The sequence below is a fragment of the Rhizobium sp. SG2393 genome (assembly GCF_042610495.1).
Taxonomy (GTDB): domain Bacteria; phylum Pseudomonadota; class Alphaproteobacteria; order Rhizobiales; family Rhizobiaceae; genus RU20A.
This window is the reverse complement of sequence record NZ_JBHGAP010000012.1, coordinates 75,027-91,237: the sequence shown is the minus strand read 5'-3', so window position 1 is coordinate 91,237 and position 16,211 is coordinate 75,027. Positions and strand designations below refer to the sequence as shown.

Annotated in this window: 16 protein-coding genes; 1 reads left to right on the top strand and 15 read right to left on the bottom strand. The window is 64.6% G+C overall.

What is annotated here, in order from left to right:
* Window positions 1-18 precede the first annotated feature (18 nt).
* Genes ACED18_RS19305 through ACED18_RS19285 form a run of 5 tightly spaced genes read right to left on the bottom strand, consistent with a single transcriptional unit; the run spans window position 19 to window position 4,306 of the window.
* The gene (locus ACED18_RS19305) at window positions 19-990 is read right to left on the bottom strand and encodes a biotin-dependent carboxyltransferase family protein (RefSeq protein ID WP_377295259.1); all 972 of its coding nucleotides are present in this window, start codon (window positions 988-990) and stop codon (window positions 19-21) included.
* Window positions 980-1,855 carry an allophanate hydrolase subunit 1 gene (locus ACED18_RS19300; RefSeq protein WP_377295258.1) on the bottom strand — a complete coding sequence of 292 codons (876 nt, stop codon included), beginning with the start codon at window positions 1,853-1,855 and terminating at the stop codon, window positions 980-982. The genes ACED18_RS19305 and ACED18_RS19300 overlap by 11 nt, the downstream gene beginning before the upstream one ends.
* Window positions 1,852-3,255 carry an acetyl-CoA carboxylase biotin carboxylase subunit gene (locus tag ACED18_RS19295; RefSeq protein WP_377295257.1) on the bottom strand — a complete coding sequence of 468 codons (1,404 nt, stop codon included), beginning with the start codon at window positions 3,253-3,255 and terminating at the stop codon, window positions 1,852-1,854. Before ACED18_RS19295 ends, ACED18_RS19300 begins: the two co-directional genes overlap by 4 nt.
* On the bottom strand, window positions 3,252-3,494 hold the full coding sequence (locus tag ACED18_RS19290) for an acetyl-CoA carboxylase (protein ID WP_377295256.1): 243 nt from the start codon (window positions 3,492-3,494) through the stop codon (window positions 3,252-3,254). Before ACED18_RS19290 ends, ACED18_RS19295 begins: the two co-directional genes overlap by 4 nt.
* Window positions 3,495-3,529: 35 nt before the next feature.
* Window positions 3,530-4,306: a 5-oxoprolinase subunit PxpA gene (locus ACED18_RS19285; RefSeq protein ID WP_377295285.1), complete on the bottom strand. Its 777-nt coding sequence runs from the start codon at window positions 4,304-4,306 to the stop codon at window positions 3,530-3,532.
* A gap of 258 nt (window positions 4,307-4,564) precedes the next feature.
* On the opposite strand from ACED18_RS19285, the gene ACED18_RS19280 reads away from it, so the two are divergent.
* Complete coding sequence (locus ACED18_RS19280; RefSeq protein WP_377295255.1) at window positions 4,565-5,482, top strand: LysR family transcriptional regulator; 918 nt, start codon at window positions 4,565-4,567, stop codon at window positions 5,480-5,482.
* Between the two features lie 38 nt (window positions 5,483-5,520).
* Here ACED18_RS19280 and ACED18_RS19275 read toward each other — a convergent pair whose 3' ends face one another.
* From ACED18_RS19275 to ACED18_RS19230, 10 genes are all read right to left on the bottom strand, one after another.
* Window positions 5,521-6,276, bottom strand: a complete 756-nt coding sequence (locus ACED18_RS19275) for an SDR family NAD(P)-dependent oxidoreductase (protein WP_377295254.1) — start codon at window positions 6,274-6,276, stop codon at window positions 5,521-5,523.
* A gap of 18 nt (window positions 6,277-6,294) precedes the next feature.
* Window positions 6,295-7,068 carry an SDR family NAD(P)-dependent oxidoreductase gene (locus tag ACED18_RS19270; protein ID WP_377295253.1) on the bottom strand — a complete coding sequence of 258 codons (774 nt, stop codon included), beginning with the start codon at window positions 7,066-7,068 and terminating at the stop codon, window positions 6,295-6,297.
* Complete coding sequence (locus ACED18_RS19265) at window positions 7,065-8,573, bottom strand: ribulokinase (protein ID WP_377295252.1); 1,509 nt, start codon at window positions 8,571-8,573, stop codon at window positions 7,065-7,067. The genes ACED18_RS19270 and ACED18_RS19265 overlap by 4 nt, the downstream gene beginning before the upstream one ends.
* A 48-nt stretch (window positions 8,574-8,621) precedes the next feature.
* Entirely contained in the window at window positions 8,622-8,957 is a 336-nt protein-coding gene (locus ACED18_RS19260) for a carboxymuconolactone decarboxylase family protein (RefSeq protein ID WP_377295251.1), read from the bottom strand.
* Window positions 8,958-8,967: 10 nt separating this feature from the next.
* Window positions 8,968-10,551: an acetoin dehydrogenase dihydrolipoyllysine-residue acetyltransferase subunit gene (locus tag ACED18_RS19255; RefSeq protein ID WP_377295250.1), complete on the bottom strand. Its 1,584-nt coding sequence runs from the start codon at window positions 10,549-10,551 to the stop codon at window positions 8,968-8,970.
* Window positions 10,548-11,513: an alpha-ketoacid dehydrogenase subunit beta gene (locus ACED18_RS19250; RefSeq protein ID WP_377295249.1), complete on the bottom strand. Its 966-nt coding sequence runs from the start codon at window positions 11,511-11,513 to the stop codon at window positions 10,548-10,550. The genes ACED18_RS19255 and ACED18_RS19250 overlap by 4 nt, the downstream gene beginning before the upstream one ends.
* A gap of 8 nt (window positions 11,514-11,521) precedes the next feature.
* The gene (locus ACED18_RS19245; protein WP_377295248.1) at window positions 11,522-12,589 is read right to left on the bottom strand and encodes a thiamine pyrophosphate-dependent dehydrogenase E1 component subunit alpha; all 1,068 of its coding nucleotides are present in this window, start codon (window positions 12,587-12,589) and stop codon (window positions 11,522-11,524) included.
* 19 nt (window positions 12,590-12,608) lie between these two features.
* Window positions 12,609-13,610 carry an ABC transporter permease gene (locus ACED18_RS19240; RefSeq protein ID WP_377295247.1) on the bottom strand — a complete coding sequence of 334 codons (1,002 nt, stop codon included), beginning with the start codon at window positions 13,608-13,610 and terminating at the stop codon, window positions 12,609-12,611.
* Window positions 13,607-15,121 (bottom strand): sugar ABC transporter ATP-binding protein, encoded by a 1,515-nt coding sequence (locus ACED18_RS19235; protein WP_377295246.1) that lies wholly within the window; start codon window positions 15,119-15,121, stop codon window positions 13,607-13,609. The genes ACED18_RS19240 and ACED18_RS19235 overlap by 4 nt, the downstream gene beginning before the upstream one ends.
* 68 nt (window positions 15,122-15,189) lie before the next feature.
* Complete coding sequence (locus tag ACED18_RS19230; protein ID WP_377295245.1) at window positions 15,190-16,137, bottom strand: sugar ABC transporter substrate-binding protein; 948 nt, start codon at window positions 16,135-16,137, stop codon at window positions 15,190-15,192.
* Window positions 16,138-16,211 lie beyond the last annotated feature (74 nt).

The following is a 16,211-nucleotide window of genomic DNA, read 5'->3' as shown; positions in this document are numbered from 1 at the left end:
CCCGCTCCAGGTTTTCCGTCAGGCCAGCGCGGCCCGCATGCGTGCGATCAGCGCCTTGCGCTCGGCCCTTGCCGCCAGCGCCTCATCCATCGTCACCTTGACGAAACGGGCCGGCTTGTGGGGCTGCAACTGGCCGATCAGGTCCATGTCGGCCGAAATGACCGTGCCGACCATGAAGTAGCCACCGCCCGACACCGCATCGCGATGGAGGATGATCGGCTCCGTGCCGCCGGGGATCTGGATCGATCCGTAGGGGTAGCAGCTGTCGACGATGTTGGAGGGGTCGGACCCGGCACCGAAGGGCTGCTGGCGATCCACGAAGCTCATCTTGCGGCCGCCGCGGAAGCGATAGCCCATGCGGTCGGCCTCCGGCGCCACCTTCCATTCGTCGGCGAAGAAGCCGTCCTTGGCCTCCTCCGTCAGGCGGTCCCAGTAAAGGCCGGGTAGCACGCGCAGTTCCGCCGGGCTCCCCGGACCCCGCCGAAATTCCTCCGCAACGCTGCGGCCCGCAACGCCACCCTTCGCCTCGCCGACCGGCAGTTCGTCACCGGCGGCGAGCGGACGGCCCTTGAAGCCGCCGAGCGCGCCGATAGCATAGGTCGAGCGGCTGCCGAGCGCTTCGGGGACATCGATACCGCCGGAGACGGCGATATAGATGCGCGCGCCGGACTTAAGGAAATCGAAGCTCAGTTCCTGGCCGGCCTTCACCGAAAAAGCGGTCCAGCCGGGCTGCACGACACCGTCCACCTTGGGCGGCATGTCGGCCCCCGTCACGGCAACGAGGGCGTCTTCGGTAAAAAGCAGCTTCGGTCCCATGAAGACGGCCTCGAGGCCGGCCGCCCCCTCGTCATTGCCGACGAGAAGATTGGCCGCGCGAAGGGCGAGCCGGTCCATGGCGCCGCCCATGGGAATGCCGAGGTGGAAATAGCCGGGGCGGCCGAGATCCTGGACGCTCGTCGCCAGACCGTGATGCAGGACTTTAATGGCCATTGATCATGCCCTCCAGCCTGGCGTTGTAGCCGTCGATATCCTTGCTGAACTCCCTGAGGTCGAAGTTGACCTCACGGATCGGCGGCGCGAAGCGCCCCTTCTCGACATCCTCGACCGCCTGGTCGTAGGCATCGCGGCCGATCGGCTTGAACTTGACGATGTCGCCCGGACGGAAGAACACCATGAAGTCGCGCAGGTAGCTCGTGGTCTGGGTCGGGTCGAAGATCGGCATGGGGGTGATGCCGAACATCTGGTAGCCGCCGGCGCCGCGCACCGAATAGATGCAGCCGAAGCACCCGCCATGGCCGACCGTCAGCTTCGGCGTATCGGTGCGCGGGCGCAGATATTTCGGCACCTCGATCTGCCGCTGCCGCTCGACCATCTGGTACATGAAGGGCAGGCCGGCAACGAAGCCGACCATGGAGACGAACCAGGGCGAGCCCGAATGGGCGGCCACGAAATCATCGACCGAACCGTAATCGTTGATCCGCGCCGCATAGTCGAGATCCGTGCCGGTCGGATCCTGATGCCGCTCGCGAAAGCGCATCAGCGTCTCATGCGTCCAGGGATCGTTGTAATAGACGGGGATCTCGACGATCCGGGTCTTGATGACCGGTTCGGCCTTCTCCGCGGCGCCCTCGATAGAGCGAACCTCGGCCAGCACATCATCGGGCTTGATGATGTCGGGGTCGAACTTGATCTGGAAGGAGGCGTTGGCCGGGCAGATCTCGGTCACGCCCCTGATGCCGCTTTCCCTGACGCCCTTTGCCATCGACAGGCTCTTGAAGAAGGCATCGAGCGACATTTCATCGCTGCATTCCACGAAGAGGTGCTCGTCCCCTCCGAACGAATATCGGACACTCATGCGCTCTGTCCCTCCGTTTCAAGGCCGCTTACGGCGGCAATCCTGGCTTCGCCCTCCGCCGCAAGCCACGGCTCGAGGAAGCGGGTGTGAAAGTCGCCGCTGCGCACCGCCGCATCGCCGGCCAGCGCCCGGTGGAGCGGGATCGTGGTGCTGACGCCGCCGATCGACAGCGCGGCGAGTGCCGCCTCGAGCTTTGCGATGCAGCTCGCCCGGTCCCCGGCATGCACGATGAGCTTGCCGAGCAGGGAATCGTAGAAGGGCGGGATCGTGTAGCCCTCGTAGAGCATCGTATCGAAGCGAATGCCGGGCTGATCGGGAACAGCAAGCGACGTGATCGTGCCCGGGGCCGGCTGGAAGCCGCGCGCCGGATCCTCGGCATTGATGCGGCATTCGATGGCGTGGCCGGTGATGCGGATATCCTCCTGCCGCACCGAAAGCTTCTCGCCGCCGGCCACGCGGATCATCTCCTGCACCAGATCGATGCCGGTGATCATCTCCGTCACCGGATGCTCCACCTGGATGCGCGTGTTGACCTCGATGAAGTAGAAGGCGCCTGCCTCCTCGTCATAGAGATACTCGACCGTGCCGGCGCCGCGATACTTCACTTCCCGGGCGAGTGCCACGGCGCTGTCGCACAGGCGGGCGCGGATGTCGGCGGGCAGGCCGACGGCCGGCGCCTCCTCCCAGACCTTCTGGCGGCGCCGCTGCAGCGAGCATTCCCGCTCAAAGCAGTGGACGACATTCTGGCCATCGCCGAGGATCTGCACCTCGACATGGCGCGCCTTGGTGATCACCTTTTCCATGTAGAGGCCGCCATCGCCGAAGGCGGCTGCGGCCTCCGCCGAGGCCTGCGGGAACTGGCGATCCAGCTCCTCCATGCTGTCAACGATGCGGATGCCGCGCCCGCCACCGCCGGCGGCGGCCTTGATCATGACAGGAAAGCCGGTCTCGCCGGCGATGCGGCGTGCCTCGGCAATGTCGTCGATGCGGCCGGCACTGCCCGGCACGGTCGGCACGCCGGCCCTGGCGGCGACAGCCCGGGCAGCGACCTTGTCGCCGAGAAGGCGGATCGCATCGCCGGACGGGCCGATGAAGATGAGGCCTGCGGCCTCGACCGCGTCGGCAAAATCACCGTTTTCCGACAGGAAGCCATAGCCCGGATGCACCGCATCGACCCCAGCGGCCTTGGCGGCGGCGATGACCGCCTCAATGTTGAGATAGCTCTTCTTGGCGGCCGGCGGGCCGATATTGACCGCCTCGTCGGCGAGGCGCACCGCCAGCATGTCGGCATCGGCCGCGCTAAAGACCTGCACGGTGCGGATCCCCAGCGCCTTGGCGGCCCGGATGATGCGGACGGCGATTTCGCCCCGGTTCGCGACCAGCAGACTGCGGATGGTCATGCCTCGACCTCGGCGATCACCTGTCCCGCCATGACCGGCTCCTCATTGTCGACGAGGAAGCGGATCCTGGTGCCCGCAACACCGGCCGGCACTTCCTGGAAGGTCTTCATCACCTCGATGAGGCCGATCGTGTCGGTTTCCGCCACCGCATCGCCATCGGCCTTGAATGGCGGCGTCTCCGGCGAAGACGCCCGGTAGAAGGTGCCCGGCAGGGGCGACTTGATCTCGATCGTGCTCATGATGGTCTCCGCTCTCTTCAGTTTCGTCGCAAGGGTCAGGATTTCGGCATCTTCGACACGGGCGCGATGCGGATGCCCTCGGCGATCAGCGCCTCGCGCATGGTGCGGGCGATCTCGAAGGCGCCGAGCGTGTCGGAGTGAAAACAGATCGACTCGAACTCGATCTCGATCTCGTGGCCGGTCACGGTCTTGACGCGCCCTTCCTTGCAGGCGCGCAGCACCTTGCGGGCGATCGCCGCCGGATCCGGCCGGCCGGCATCGCGGGTAAAGACGATGGAACCGGTGTCGTCATAGTCCCGGTCGGCGTAGAACTCGCGCACGACGGGGTGGCCCGCATCGAGCGCGGCGCGGTGGGTGGCCGAATTGCCCATGCAGAAGATGAAGGCGTCCGGGGCAGCCGAGCGCATATAGGTCACGAAGATCTGCGCCAGTTCCGGATTGACCGCCATCTCCATGTAAAGCGCGCCATGCGGCTTCACATGCTGGAGCCGCACGCCGTGGCGGCGGGCAAATTCGCGCAGCGCGCCTACCTGGTAGACGATGTCGTTGACAAGTTCCTTCGCCGTCCCGTTGATCCGGCGGCGGCCGAAACCCTGCAGGTCGTTATAGCCGGGATGGGCGCCAAGCTCGACGCCATGGCGCACGGCAAGCTCCACCGTCTCGTTCATCAGGTTCGGATCGCCCGCATGGAAGCCGGTCGCGACATTGGCCGAACTGATCAGGCCCATGAGGGCGGCGTCATCCGCATCGCCCACCCGCCAGCGGCCGAAGGCCTCGCCCATATCGCAGTTGATGTCGACAACGTCGCGCACGTCCATGTCCTCTCCGGCAGCGGTCAAGCGTCTGGAATGAAACGCTAGGAGAAAACACGTGTTTTGAGAAATTCTATTTTCTGCTTCTCATTATCTGAAAATCAGAACGAGTCAGAGCAATGTCAGCCAGGCGGAATCGCAGACATTTTCGCGGCTTGGTGCTGCCTGCCTGACATTTACGCAGAAGCCTGCCTTCCAATGCGGCGGCAAATCTGGAAATCTGCGGAGCATCTTCTGTTTTTCCGAAGGGAACGCATCATGGCCTTCAGCCTGCGACAGGTCCGCTACTTCGTGGCAACGGCCGAACTGGGACAGATTTCGCAGGCCGCCATCGCGCTCTCCATCTCGCAATCGGCCATCACGACGGCGATCAAGGAACTCGAGCAGATCCTTGGCGTCGGCCTCTTCCTTCGCACGCCGCAGGGCATGAACCTGACGGAGGCCGGCCGGCAGTTTCTCTCCCACGCCTACGACATCATCAACAAGGTCGATGAAGCGATGCGGCTCGATTTCGTGTCGAGCGACATCGAAGGCGTCCTGACGATTGCGGCGACCTATACGGTGATCGGCTATTTTCTCCCCGTCCATGTGGAACGGCTGCGCCGCCTGTTTCCGAAGCTTGAAATCCAGCTCTTCGAACAGAACCGCGAGTCGATCGAGGAGGGCCTGTTGACCAACCGCTACGACATTTCCCTGCTGCTCACCTCCAACATCCTCGATCCGCAGCTGGCGACGGAAACGCTGATGAGTTCGGCGCGAAGGCTCTGGGTGCCGGCCCAGCATCCCCTGCTGCAGCGGGAGGATGTCGGGTTGAGGGAGATCGCCGCCGAGCCCTACATCATGCTGACGGTGGACGAGGCCGCCCATTCGGCGCTCAAATACTGGAATGCCTCGCCCTACCAGCCGCGGGTCATCCTGCGCACCTCCTCCATCGAGGCCGTGCGCTCGATGGTCGCCAACGGGCTGGGCGTCGCCATCCTGTCCGACATGGTCCACCGCCCCTGGTCGCTGGAAGGCCGCCGGATCGAAACGATCAACGTCAGCGACCCGGTTCCCGCCATGAACATCGGCCTCGCCTGGCGCAAGGGCGCCGAACTCAGTCCGGCCGCCAAAGCAATCCGGCTCTATTTCCGCAACCTGAACTACTTCGACGGCGCAGCCCTCGCCCGGTCGTGAGGCCGGAGCAAGCCGCGCCGGAAGGCCCCTGTTCCCAATCAGCTCAGGACGATGCCGCCGTCGACATTCAGGGATTGTCCGGTGATGAACGCCGCATCATCGGATGCCAGAAAGGCGACCGCACCGACGACATCTTCGGGATCCCCGATCCTGCGCATCGCGGTCTTGTCCTGCCAGCTCTTGCGCACCGCCGGATCGTCGAGATTGACGCGGCCCATGTCGGTCAGGATGATGCCGGGGCACACGCAGTTGGCCGTGATGCCATCGACGCCGACTTCCTGTGCCAGAACACGCGTGAAGCCCATGACCGCAGCCTTGGACGCGGAGTAGTGCGCCTGTTCGGGTGCGCCGTGCTTGCCACCGATCGAGGCGATATTGACGATACGGCCGTACTGTCTGGCCTTCATCATCGGCAGGAGGGACTGGATCACCAGAAAGGTCCCCTTCGCATTCACGTCCATGACGCTGTCCCAGGATTCTTCCTTCAGTCCCTCGACATCGCCGGAAATCAGGATGCCGGCATTGTTCACGATCGCGTCGAGGTGACCGAAGGCATCCTGCACCGCTTTCGCCATGCGCTCGACATCGGCTTTGCTGCTGACATCGGCCAACACGACAAGGGCGCGACGGCCGAGAGCCTCGATCTCGCGGGCGACCTCGGAAATCACGTCCTTCTGGCGTTCGATATCGTTGATGGCGACATCGTAGCCACGCCTTGCCATGCCGATGGCAATGGCCTTGCCGATGCCTCGGCTCGCGCCCGTTACAAGCACCGTCCTCGTTTGTTCACGCATCTCTCGAATTCCTCTCCATTACATTGCGGTGTAGCCACCATCCACCGTCAGCACCGTGCCGGTGATGTAGCTGGACGCGTCGGCGACGAGAAAAAGGACCGCGTTGGCGATCTCCCGCGGCTCCCCGAGGCGGCCCATGGGCGTCATCCGCATCCATGTGCCGAACCACTCCGCGTTGCTGCGGCCGCGCAGCGTCAGTTCCGTCGCGACGTAGCCGGGCGCGACGGCATTGACGCGGACACCCTGCCGCGCCCATTCCACCGCCAGCGACTTGGTCAGAAGGTTCACCCCGGCCTTTGCCGCATTGTAGGAGACCTGGGGCTGCGGAAAGACCGTCACCTCGCCGCAGATCGACGACACGTTGACGATGGCACCGCGCCTGTCGGCCACCATGCGTCGGCCAAAGGCCTGCGCACAGTTGAAGACCCCGCCGAGATCGATGTCGATGACGGATGTCCAGTCGTCGATGCTCATGTCGACGGCTGCGGCATTGCGGACGATGCCGGCATTGTTGACGAGGATGTCGACCCTGCCATGCGCGTCATAGAGATGCGCGACAACCTCCGCGATCTGGTCGCGGTTTGTGACATCGAGCGCAACGGTGCTTGCATGCCCGCCCGCCTGGTGGATGGCGGCCTCAGCGACGGCCGATTCCGCAGTGTCACGGTCGGCGATCACCACATGCGCACCAGCCGCCGCCAGCCGTTCGGCCACCGCCCGGCCGATGCCGCGCGCCGCCCCCGTCACCACCGCCACCTTGCCGTCCAGCCTGAAATCCGGGTCGCCCGTCATGCCGGTGTTCCCCTCATCTCCCGAACGGCCTTCAGTGCGGGATAAAGCGCGCGATATTGCTGGTAGATCTCGTCGTAAAGCGCTGCCTCGCGCTGGCGCGGCTCGATGCGCCTGCCGGGTTTCACCATGGCCGCGATCCCGTCGTCGATCGTGGCGAAGTGTCCGGCGCCATGGGCAGCCAGCACCGCCGAGCCGACGGAAGGCGCGTCGCGCGATGCGGGGATGCAGACCGGCAGGCCGGCCGTATCGGCATGGATCTGCAGCCACAGATCCGACGCTCCGGCCCCGCCGCCGACCGTGATTTCCTGGCCGCGATAGCCGGCATCGGCCATGGCATCGAGGATGGCGCGCGTGCCGAAGCCGATGCCCTCCATGATGGCCCGGAAGATGTGATGCGGCTCGTGCGCCAAGGTCAGGCCGATCACGGCGCCGCGCGACAGCGGATCGGTATAGGGCGTGCGGTTGCCCTGGAAATGATCCTGCACGATCAGGCCGTCGCAGCCTGGCTCGAGAGCGGCCGCCTTCCGGTTCAGCATGTCCAGATCCATCGTGCCGTTCATCAGCCGGCCGAGCCATGCGATGATCGATCCGGTGGAGGTCTGCCCGCCCTCGACAATGTAGCGGCCGGGATAGACGCAGTCGGGATAGCTTCCCCAGATGCCCGGCGCGTTGAGCGGCGTTTCGGATACCCCGAACTGCAGATGCGACGAGCCGGTGATGAGCGCCAGTTGCCCCGGCCGAGCCACGCCAAGCCCGATCATGCCGATCAGCGCATCGGCACCGCCCTGCACCAGCTTGACCTTTGCCGGCAGACCCAGCGCATCGGCTGCCTTGGCGCACAGCGTGCCGATAACGGCGCCGGGAGCGACGACGCGCTGCGGCCATTTCTCCATGAGGTCTGCTATTCCGAGAGCCTCGATCAGGGATGTCGCCCATCCGCCGCGATCGGTCTGGTAGTGCCAGCGCAGGGACACATTGTTGAGGCTTGCGGCACGCTCGCCCGTCAGGCGCAGCGTCATGAAATCCTGATATTCGCAGATCGTGTGTGCCGCCTTGAAGATCTCCGGCTCGTTGCGGGCAATCCACAGCGCCTTCGGGATCATCCATTCAGCCGAGACGGGGCCTCTTCCCCCGCCATTGGTGATCAGTGCCGGATCGCCGGTCGCCAGAACCGCGTCGGCCTCCGCATGTGCCCGCACATCCATCCAGATGATGGCCGGACGCAGCGCCTGCCCCTCCCGGTCGAGCGCAACGACGGTGCAGCTCGTCGTGGCAAGGCAGATGGATTCAATCGCCGCCGGATCGATCCGGCTCTCGGCAATCGCCTGCCTGGAAGCCGATACGAAGGCGTTCCACCAGTCCTCGGGATTCTGCTCGGCACGCGCGCCGCTCGAGAACTTCGTCTCATAGGGTACCGCCACACTGCCAAGGCAGGTGCCGGACAAGTCGTAGACACGGGCCCGAAGACTTTCGGTCCCGCCATCCGCCGTCAGAAAATATGTCATCGTTGATGTCCTCCCCGGCCGTTCCCTCCAGAACGGCTGCCTTGTCCGCTATTGCAAAGACCTCAGGATTTCCAGCGCCTTGGCGCCGTACATCACCGCCGGGCCTCCGCCCATTTCGACGGCGACCTCCAGCACCTCGACAAGCTCCGCCTCCGTTGCACCGTGTTTGAGCGCGGCATCGACGTGGTAGACGATGCAATCCTCGCACCCCTTGGAAACAGCGATCGCCACGGCAATCAACTCACGCTGCGCCGCAGAAAACGCACCCGCCGTCGTCGCGACCTTGCTGATGCGGGCAAAGCCGCCAAACAATTCCGGACTGCTCTTGGCAAAGAGGCCGATCCGTCGCTGCGCGTCTTTCAAAGTGTCCTTGGCCGTCGTCATCGCAAAAACCTCACCCGTTTGCTGAAAGAATGATGTCGAGCACGTCGCCCGGTTGATCCCATTGCGGCATATGACCGGAGCGGGACAGGAGATGGAGGGCAACACGCGGCGCCACCGCGGTCACATGCTGCCAGGGAATGATGCGGTCTTCGAGGCCGAAGATGACGCGTGTCGGGGTCGCGGCCGCTCGTTTTTCGAGCTGCGCGATGATATCGAGCCTTTGCCCTGATGGACCGGCTATGGCGGCGGCCAGCGCCTTCAGGCGCCCCTTGGCCAGCTCCGCCGCAAGACCGGAAAGGACAGGACTGGAGAGTTGCACCGGATTGACCGACAGGCGACGCAGCAGGTGCGACACCTCCCCAGCCACGGAAGCTCCTGCCAGACCGTGGATGAAGTCTGCATCGATATCCGGTCCGAGACCGGCCGGCGCCAGAAGCGTCAGGGATGAGACCCTTTCCTGTACCATGGCGGCAAGATCGATAGCGGCCACGCATCCGAGAGAATGCGCCACGACGTGAAGAGGACCGCCGGGCGCGACGCGGCGCACGAAATCCGGCAGATCCGCCGAAAGGTCGGCGGCACCGGAAGCCGCGATCTCCGTCAGTCCGTGGCCCGGAAGATCGGGAATGACGACCCGGTGTCCGGCGCGCTTCAGACCGGCCGCCAGCGTGGCCCACGTCGTTCGGTCACCCGCAAAGCCGTGCAACAGGATGAAGGTCTTGCCGGCAGCCGGCCCGGTATCGAGATACGCCATCCGGCCGCGCGCAAGGCCCGCATGGCGCACGCCCTCCGGCGCAGGCGCGGCCGCCTGCGGCGTGCCGGAAAGGACCGTCTGCACATCGGCGAGCTCGACACGCGCGCGCCGCCCCGTGCCGGCGATTGTCCTGATGTCGAGCCCGTGCCGGCGCGCCAGACGGCGTGCGACCGGGGTGGCGCGGACCGGCCCTCCATCCAGGCGACGGGACTTGGGCGCTTGCGCGTGGGGGAGGGCCCTTGCGGCTTCCTCCGGCGGACTCTCATCGACTGCGACCGGTCCCGGCCCGTCCGATGCCGGGATCTCGATCCGGGCGATGGGATCACCCACCGTCACCATGTCGCCATCGCCGCGCAGGATGGACACCAGCCGTCCCTCGACCAGAGCCGGATATTCCGCAATCGTCTTGTCCGTCTCGATCTCGATGATCGCTTCGCCGCGCACGAACCGGTCACCCGGCGCTTTCAGCCATTTGGCAATGCGGCCTTCCTCCATGGTCTCGCCAAGGCGCGGCATGGCCAGATCGACCTCGACCATCCCCTCTACCGGCGCCTCTAGCGTCGCCGTGTCGCCATCACCGGCGGTCCAGTCCGTGCCGCCGCCGATCTCGATGTGGGCCAGCGGCTGGCCGACCTGCACAGTGTCCCCGGCGACCGCGATCACCTCTCGCAGGATCCCGTCGCCGAGTGCGGGAAACTCGGCGATCGTCTTGTCCGTCTCGATTTCGATGATCGGATCGCCACGCTTGAAGGCATCGCCGGGCTTGATGAGCCAGCCAACGACCTTGCCCGCCTCCATCGTCTCGCCGAGGCGAGGCATCTTGAGGATACGCTGGGTCATCGCACCATTCTCTCGGCCGTGCTGGCAATCAGGGCGGCGGTCGGAACGCTGTTGGTCTCCAGATCCTGCGAGACGGAGATCGGGATATCCTCACCGGCGACGCGCACCACGGGCTGTTCGAGGAAATCGAAACATTCCTCGGTAATGCGGGCCGAAAGCTCGGCCGCCACGCCGGCCGTCATGACCGCTTCCGTCACCACCATCGCCTTGCCGACGCGCTCGACATGGGTGCGCACCGTGTCGAAATCGAGGGGATTGAGGGTGCGCAGATCGATGACCGTGGCCTCGATACCCTTCTTCGACAGTGCTTCTGCGGCTTCGAGGGCATAGTGAACCTGACGGGAATAGGTGACGATGACGAGATCCCCGCCTTCGCGGCGAACGGCGGCCTTGCCCCAGGGCAGGGGTTCGGCGGTCAGATCGACCTCTTCCTTGCGGGTATAGAGCGCCTTGTGTTCGATGAAGACGACCGGGTCCGGCATGGTCAGGCTCTGGCGCAGCAGATGGTAGGCATCCGACACGGTGGCGGGCATGGCCAGCCGCAGGCCCGGCGTATGCATGACCCAGGCTTCGAGGCTCTGGGAATGCTGGGCGCCGGCCGACCGTCCCGTGCCGCCCTGGGTGCGCAGCACCATGGGAACGCCGATCTGGCCGCCGAACATGTAGCGGATCTTCGCCGCCTGGTTGGCGAGCTGGTCCATGGTCATGCCGAGAAAGTCGATATACATCAGCTCGGCAACGGGGCGCAGTCCCGTCATGGCCGCACCCACCGCCGTGCCGATGATGGCCGGTTCCGAAATCGGCGTGTCGATCAGCCGGTCCGCCCCGTGAATCTTGATCAGATCCTTGGTCACGCCATAGGCGCCGCCGTAGCGGCCCACTTCCTCGCCGATGACGACGATCGACTCGTCTTGCGTCATCGCGTCGTCCAGTGCCTGGCGCAACGCATCTCTGTAGGTCATCGCAGTCATCATGCTTCATCCCTGGCAAGTACGCGGTCGATCCGGGTTCTGACGGGCTCCGGTTCCGGCTCGCCGACCGCGTAGACATCGCGGAACATCGAGGTGAGCGGAGGGGCCTTCGACTCAACGGCAAAGTCTATGGTGGCGTCCATCTCCACGGCGATCGCCCTGTCGAGGTCATCGAGCGCCGCTTCCGTTTCGAGGCCGGTCTTGATCAGCCGATCACGGGCAAAATGGACGGGGTCCTTCTTGCGGCCTTCCAGTTCCTCCTCTTCCTGCCGGTAGGGGCTCTTGTCCATGCGCGCGTGGCCGAAGAAGCGGTAGACATCGATCGACAGAAAACCCGGCTTGCCGGCCCGTGCGTCGTCGATCAGCCAGCGTGCGGCCGATTGCACGGCCTCGACGTCCAGCCCGTCCACAACGGCGCCGTTGAGCCCAAAGGCCTTCGCACGCTGGTCGAAGGCCGTGTTGCGGGTGGCCTGGTCGACGCGCGTGCCCATGCCGTACTGGTTGTTGATGCACACGAACAGCACCGGCAGATCCCAGAGCGCGGCCATGTTCATGCTCTCGTAGAGGATACCCTGCTGCATGGCGCCATCGCCGAAGAACGCGATGGAGACGGATTCCTTCTTCAAGCGCTTGGACGACAGGCCGGCTCCGACGACCGCCGGAATGCCGCCGCCGACGATGGCGTTGGCACCCAGATGTCCGAGCGCCATGTCGGCGATATGCATGGATCCGCCCTTGCCCTTGCAGTAGCCGGTCTCCTTGCCGGCGATCTCGGCCATCATCTGCCGGGGGTCGGCGCCGCGCGCCAGAAAGATGCCGTGGCCACGGTGATGGGTCGTGAAGGTATCCTGCGGCTGCATGGCATCGCACACGCCGGCCGCAGTCGATTCCTCCCCGATCGAGAGATGGAGCATCGACCCGGCCGACTGGCCGCGAATGAAGAGTTCGCCGACGCGCTCTTCGAAGGTGCGAATGCGCCGCATGGTGCGGTAGAGATCCAGCAGATTGGAATTGGATGGCGCGCCTGTTGGCCTGGCTTGGCCTGTCGCTTCGGGTGTGGTGGTCATGGGTCTGCCGTCCTCGATCTCAGAGAAGCTTGAGCTTTGTGGTGCGGGAAACGATCGCTACCGCGACCAGGATGATGAGGCCTTTGACGATGCTCTGGATGTAGGTGTCCATGCCGATGAGGTTGAGGCCATTGTTGATGACGCCGATGAAGAGCGCACCGAAGAAGGTGCCCGCGATCGTCGCCGTTCCAGGCCGGAACATCGTCATGCCGATGAACACGGTGGCCAGTCCGTCCAGAAGGTAGCGCTCCCCGGCGTTCGGTTGGCCGGATCCCAGACGTGCGGCAAGAAGCGCGCCGGCGATCCCGGCAAACACGCTGCAGACGATCATCGCCGCCGCCCGGTAGAAGCGGCCATTGACGCCGGACAGTTCCGCGGCCTTCAGATTGCCGCCCACCGCATAGATGTAGCGGCCGAAAATCGTGCGCTCCATCAGGAACCAGGCGAGCGCGACAAAGCCCGCCATGAAATAGGCAAGGACCGGAATGCCGAATATCTGGCCCTGGCCCAGGAACAGGTATTCCTCGGGCAGGCCGCCATAGATGGCCCGGCCACCCGTCATCAGGAAGTTCATGCCGTAGAGGATTGATCCGGTCGCAAGCGTGGCGATCAGCGAGGGCACGCCGACGAGCGTGACCAGTGCCGAATTGACAGCACCGACGGCGAAGCCGGCAGCGATGCCTGCCAGAAGCGCAAGCGGAAGGGACGTGCCGGAAATCAGCAGCAGCGGCACGAGGATTCCGGAAAGCCCGACCATGTAGCCGACCGAGAGATCCATTTCGCGGGCCGCGAAGCCGAAGGTGAGACCCGCGCCGACGATGGTGAGCATCGAGATCTGCTGGATGATGTTGAGCAGATTGGATGCGGTGAGGAAGCGATCGACCGTCAGCGCAAAACCGAGGAAGAGAAACACAAGGGCAAACAGCGTGCTGTATTTCAGCATCCAGTCGCGGCGCGCGGGGCCGGAAGGGGCGACGCCCGGACGGGCGGTTCCGGACGAGACCGGGGAGTTGGCGGTCATGGGGAAACTCCTGCCATGGCGGAAATGAATCGTGCCTCGGAAAAGGCCGGACGATCGAGGCCGGGAGCGGCCTCTCCATTGACGAAGGGGATGACGCGGTCGGCGACGGCGGCAATTTCAAGAAGATCGGACGAGGCGACGATGACCGCTGCCCCTTGCGCTGCAAGCCGCCGCAAATGGGCGTGGATCTCGCGCTTGGCGCCGATATCGACACCTTCCGTGGGTTCGACGAAGATCATCAGTCGATAGCGGTCGCCGGCGCCGTAGAGCCACTTGCCGATGGACACCTTCTGCTTGTTGCCGCCGCTCAGATCCTTGATCATCTGCCTGTGCGAATGGGCCTTCACATTGAGAAGCGACATCATCGCCTTGGCCTCCCGCGCCTCCCGGGCCGGGGAAATCACGCCGGTGGCGCTCACCGCCGCATGGCCGGGGTGGACCATCGCCAGGTTCTCGCGCACGTCCCACTCGCCGATCAGGGCGTTTTCCATGCGCTGGTCGGGAATGAAGGCGACGCCCTTGCGCTGCATGGTGCGCGCATCGACCCGCTTCATATCCTCTCCGAGGAAACGATAGGTCCCGGCCGTGGCAGCGGTTCCCGTGTAAAGCGTCCGGGCAAAGCCGAAGTGCCCCGCGCCGGTCAGGCCGATGAGACCAACGATTTCGCCGGCGCGGATCGAAAACTCCCTGACGCTGATATGGCCGGCCTTCCAGTCGCGAATGTCGAGAACGGTCTCGCCGGTTCTTGCCGAGCCCACGGTCCCGGTCATCGCCGCCTCGGCGTTGCCAGCGCGCTGCAGCATCATGTCGATCAGTTGCGCCTCGCTGGTCTCGGCCGCGGCAAGGGTAGCGACGTGACGGCCATCGCGCAGGACCGTCACGCGATCGCTGAGCGCCTTGATCTCCGAAAGGAAGTGGCTGATCAGAACGATGCCGACGCCCTTGGAGGGCAAGGTCCGGATGATGCTCCAGAGACTTTCCTTTTCGCGGGCGGGAAGTGTGGCGGTCGGTTCGTCCAGAATGAGCAGACGGATGTCGCCGCGCAGCGCGCGGACGATCTCGATGACCTTCTGGTCGGCCATGGGCAGGCTTTCCACGGATGCATCCAGATCGATCTCCAACTGCGGAAACCAGCGGCTGGCAAGGTCGCGGGCACGCTGGCGCAGTTTCGCCTTGTTGATGATGCCGAAGCCCAGCTTGGGTTCATCGCCAAGCAGGATATTCTGGGCTCCGCTCAAACCCGGGACGAGGCTACCCTCCTGGGAGACATGCGCGATACCCTTGCGCAATGCATCGCCTGGGCTGTGCAAGGTGACAGGCGTGCCATCGATCGTGATCGATCCCGCAGTCGGCTGCCGGCTGCCGCCGAGAATGCTGACGAGTGTCGTCTTGCCCGCGCCGTTTTCACCGATCAGGCCGTGGACCTCGGTGAAGCGAAAGTCGACGGAGACGGCATCGAGCGCGCGCGTACCGGGGTACTGCATGACGATTCCGGATAGACTGACGGACATGGACGTCCTTTCCTTGCGCATCTTCGGATGACAGCCGGTCCAGGCCTTCGCCCGGACCGGCCTTCAGATCACTTCGGAAGGAAGTCCTTGCAGTTCTGCTTGGTCACGAGCGGTGCGTCGAGATAGACCGTCTTGGAAGGGATGACCTTGGCCGGATCTTCCTTCTTCTCGACGATCGCCTCGATCCAGTCGCCGATCTGTCCACCCATCTTTTCGAAAGGCTGGCTGACGGTGGCGATCATCATGCTGTCCGGCTTGCAGACCTCTGCGACGGCCTGGGGGTGTCCGTCGATGCCGATGACCTTCACATTCTTCAAGCCTGCCGCCGTCAGGGCATTGATCGCAGCCTGCGCCGGCTCATCCCACGGCGCCCAGACGGCATTGATCTGGTCGCCGAACCGTGCGGCATAGTCCTGCATGGTGGATGTCGTGTCTTCGAAGAAGGCGGTGTAGTCGATGTTGTGCTCGGCCAGCACCTTGATGTCGGGATATTCCTTGAGGATCGTCTCCATCACGTCGCCGCGCTTGCGGGTGCCGTGATGCTCGGCCATGCGCAGGAAGATGATGTTGCCCTTTCCGCCGAGCTCGTTCAGCAGATAGGGGGAAACGCTCGAGGACATGGCCCAGTTGTTCGTCGTGATGTCGACCATCACGCCGGTGACGTATCCGCTGTCGACGGTAAAGACCGGAATCTTGGCAGCAATGGCCTGATCGAGGGCGGCGCGCGATGCACGCAGATCGGCCATGGTGATGACGATGGCATCCACGCCGCGCGAGGCTGCGTCCTGCAGGTTGGATGCCGTGCGCTCGCCCGAACCGCCGCTGTCGAGCAGGCTGACCTTCCAGTCCTTGCCCTTTTCCTTCAGCCAGGCGTCGAAGCCGGCCTTCACGCGCTGTTCGGATTGCGCCGCTGCATTGGCATGGACCCAGGCGACGTCCATGGCGCTGGCGCCGGCAGCGCCCATGAGAAGTGTCATGGCGGTGGCAGCAGCCATCCGCGACAGAAATTTGATCATTGCGTTCTCCTCCGCATGCGGGCCCTCCACATTGACCCGCTTTTCCATTCGCGATCATTAGACAGCGAATGGAC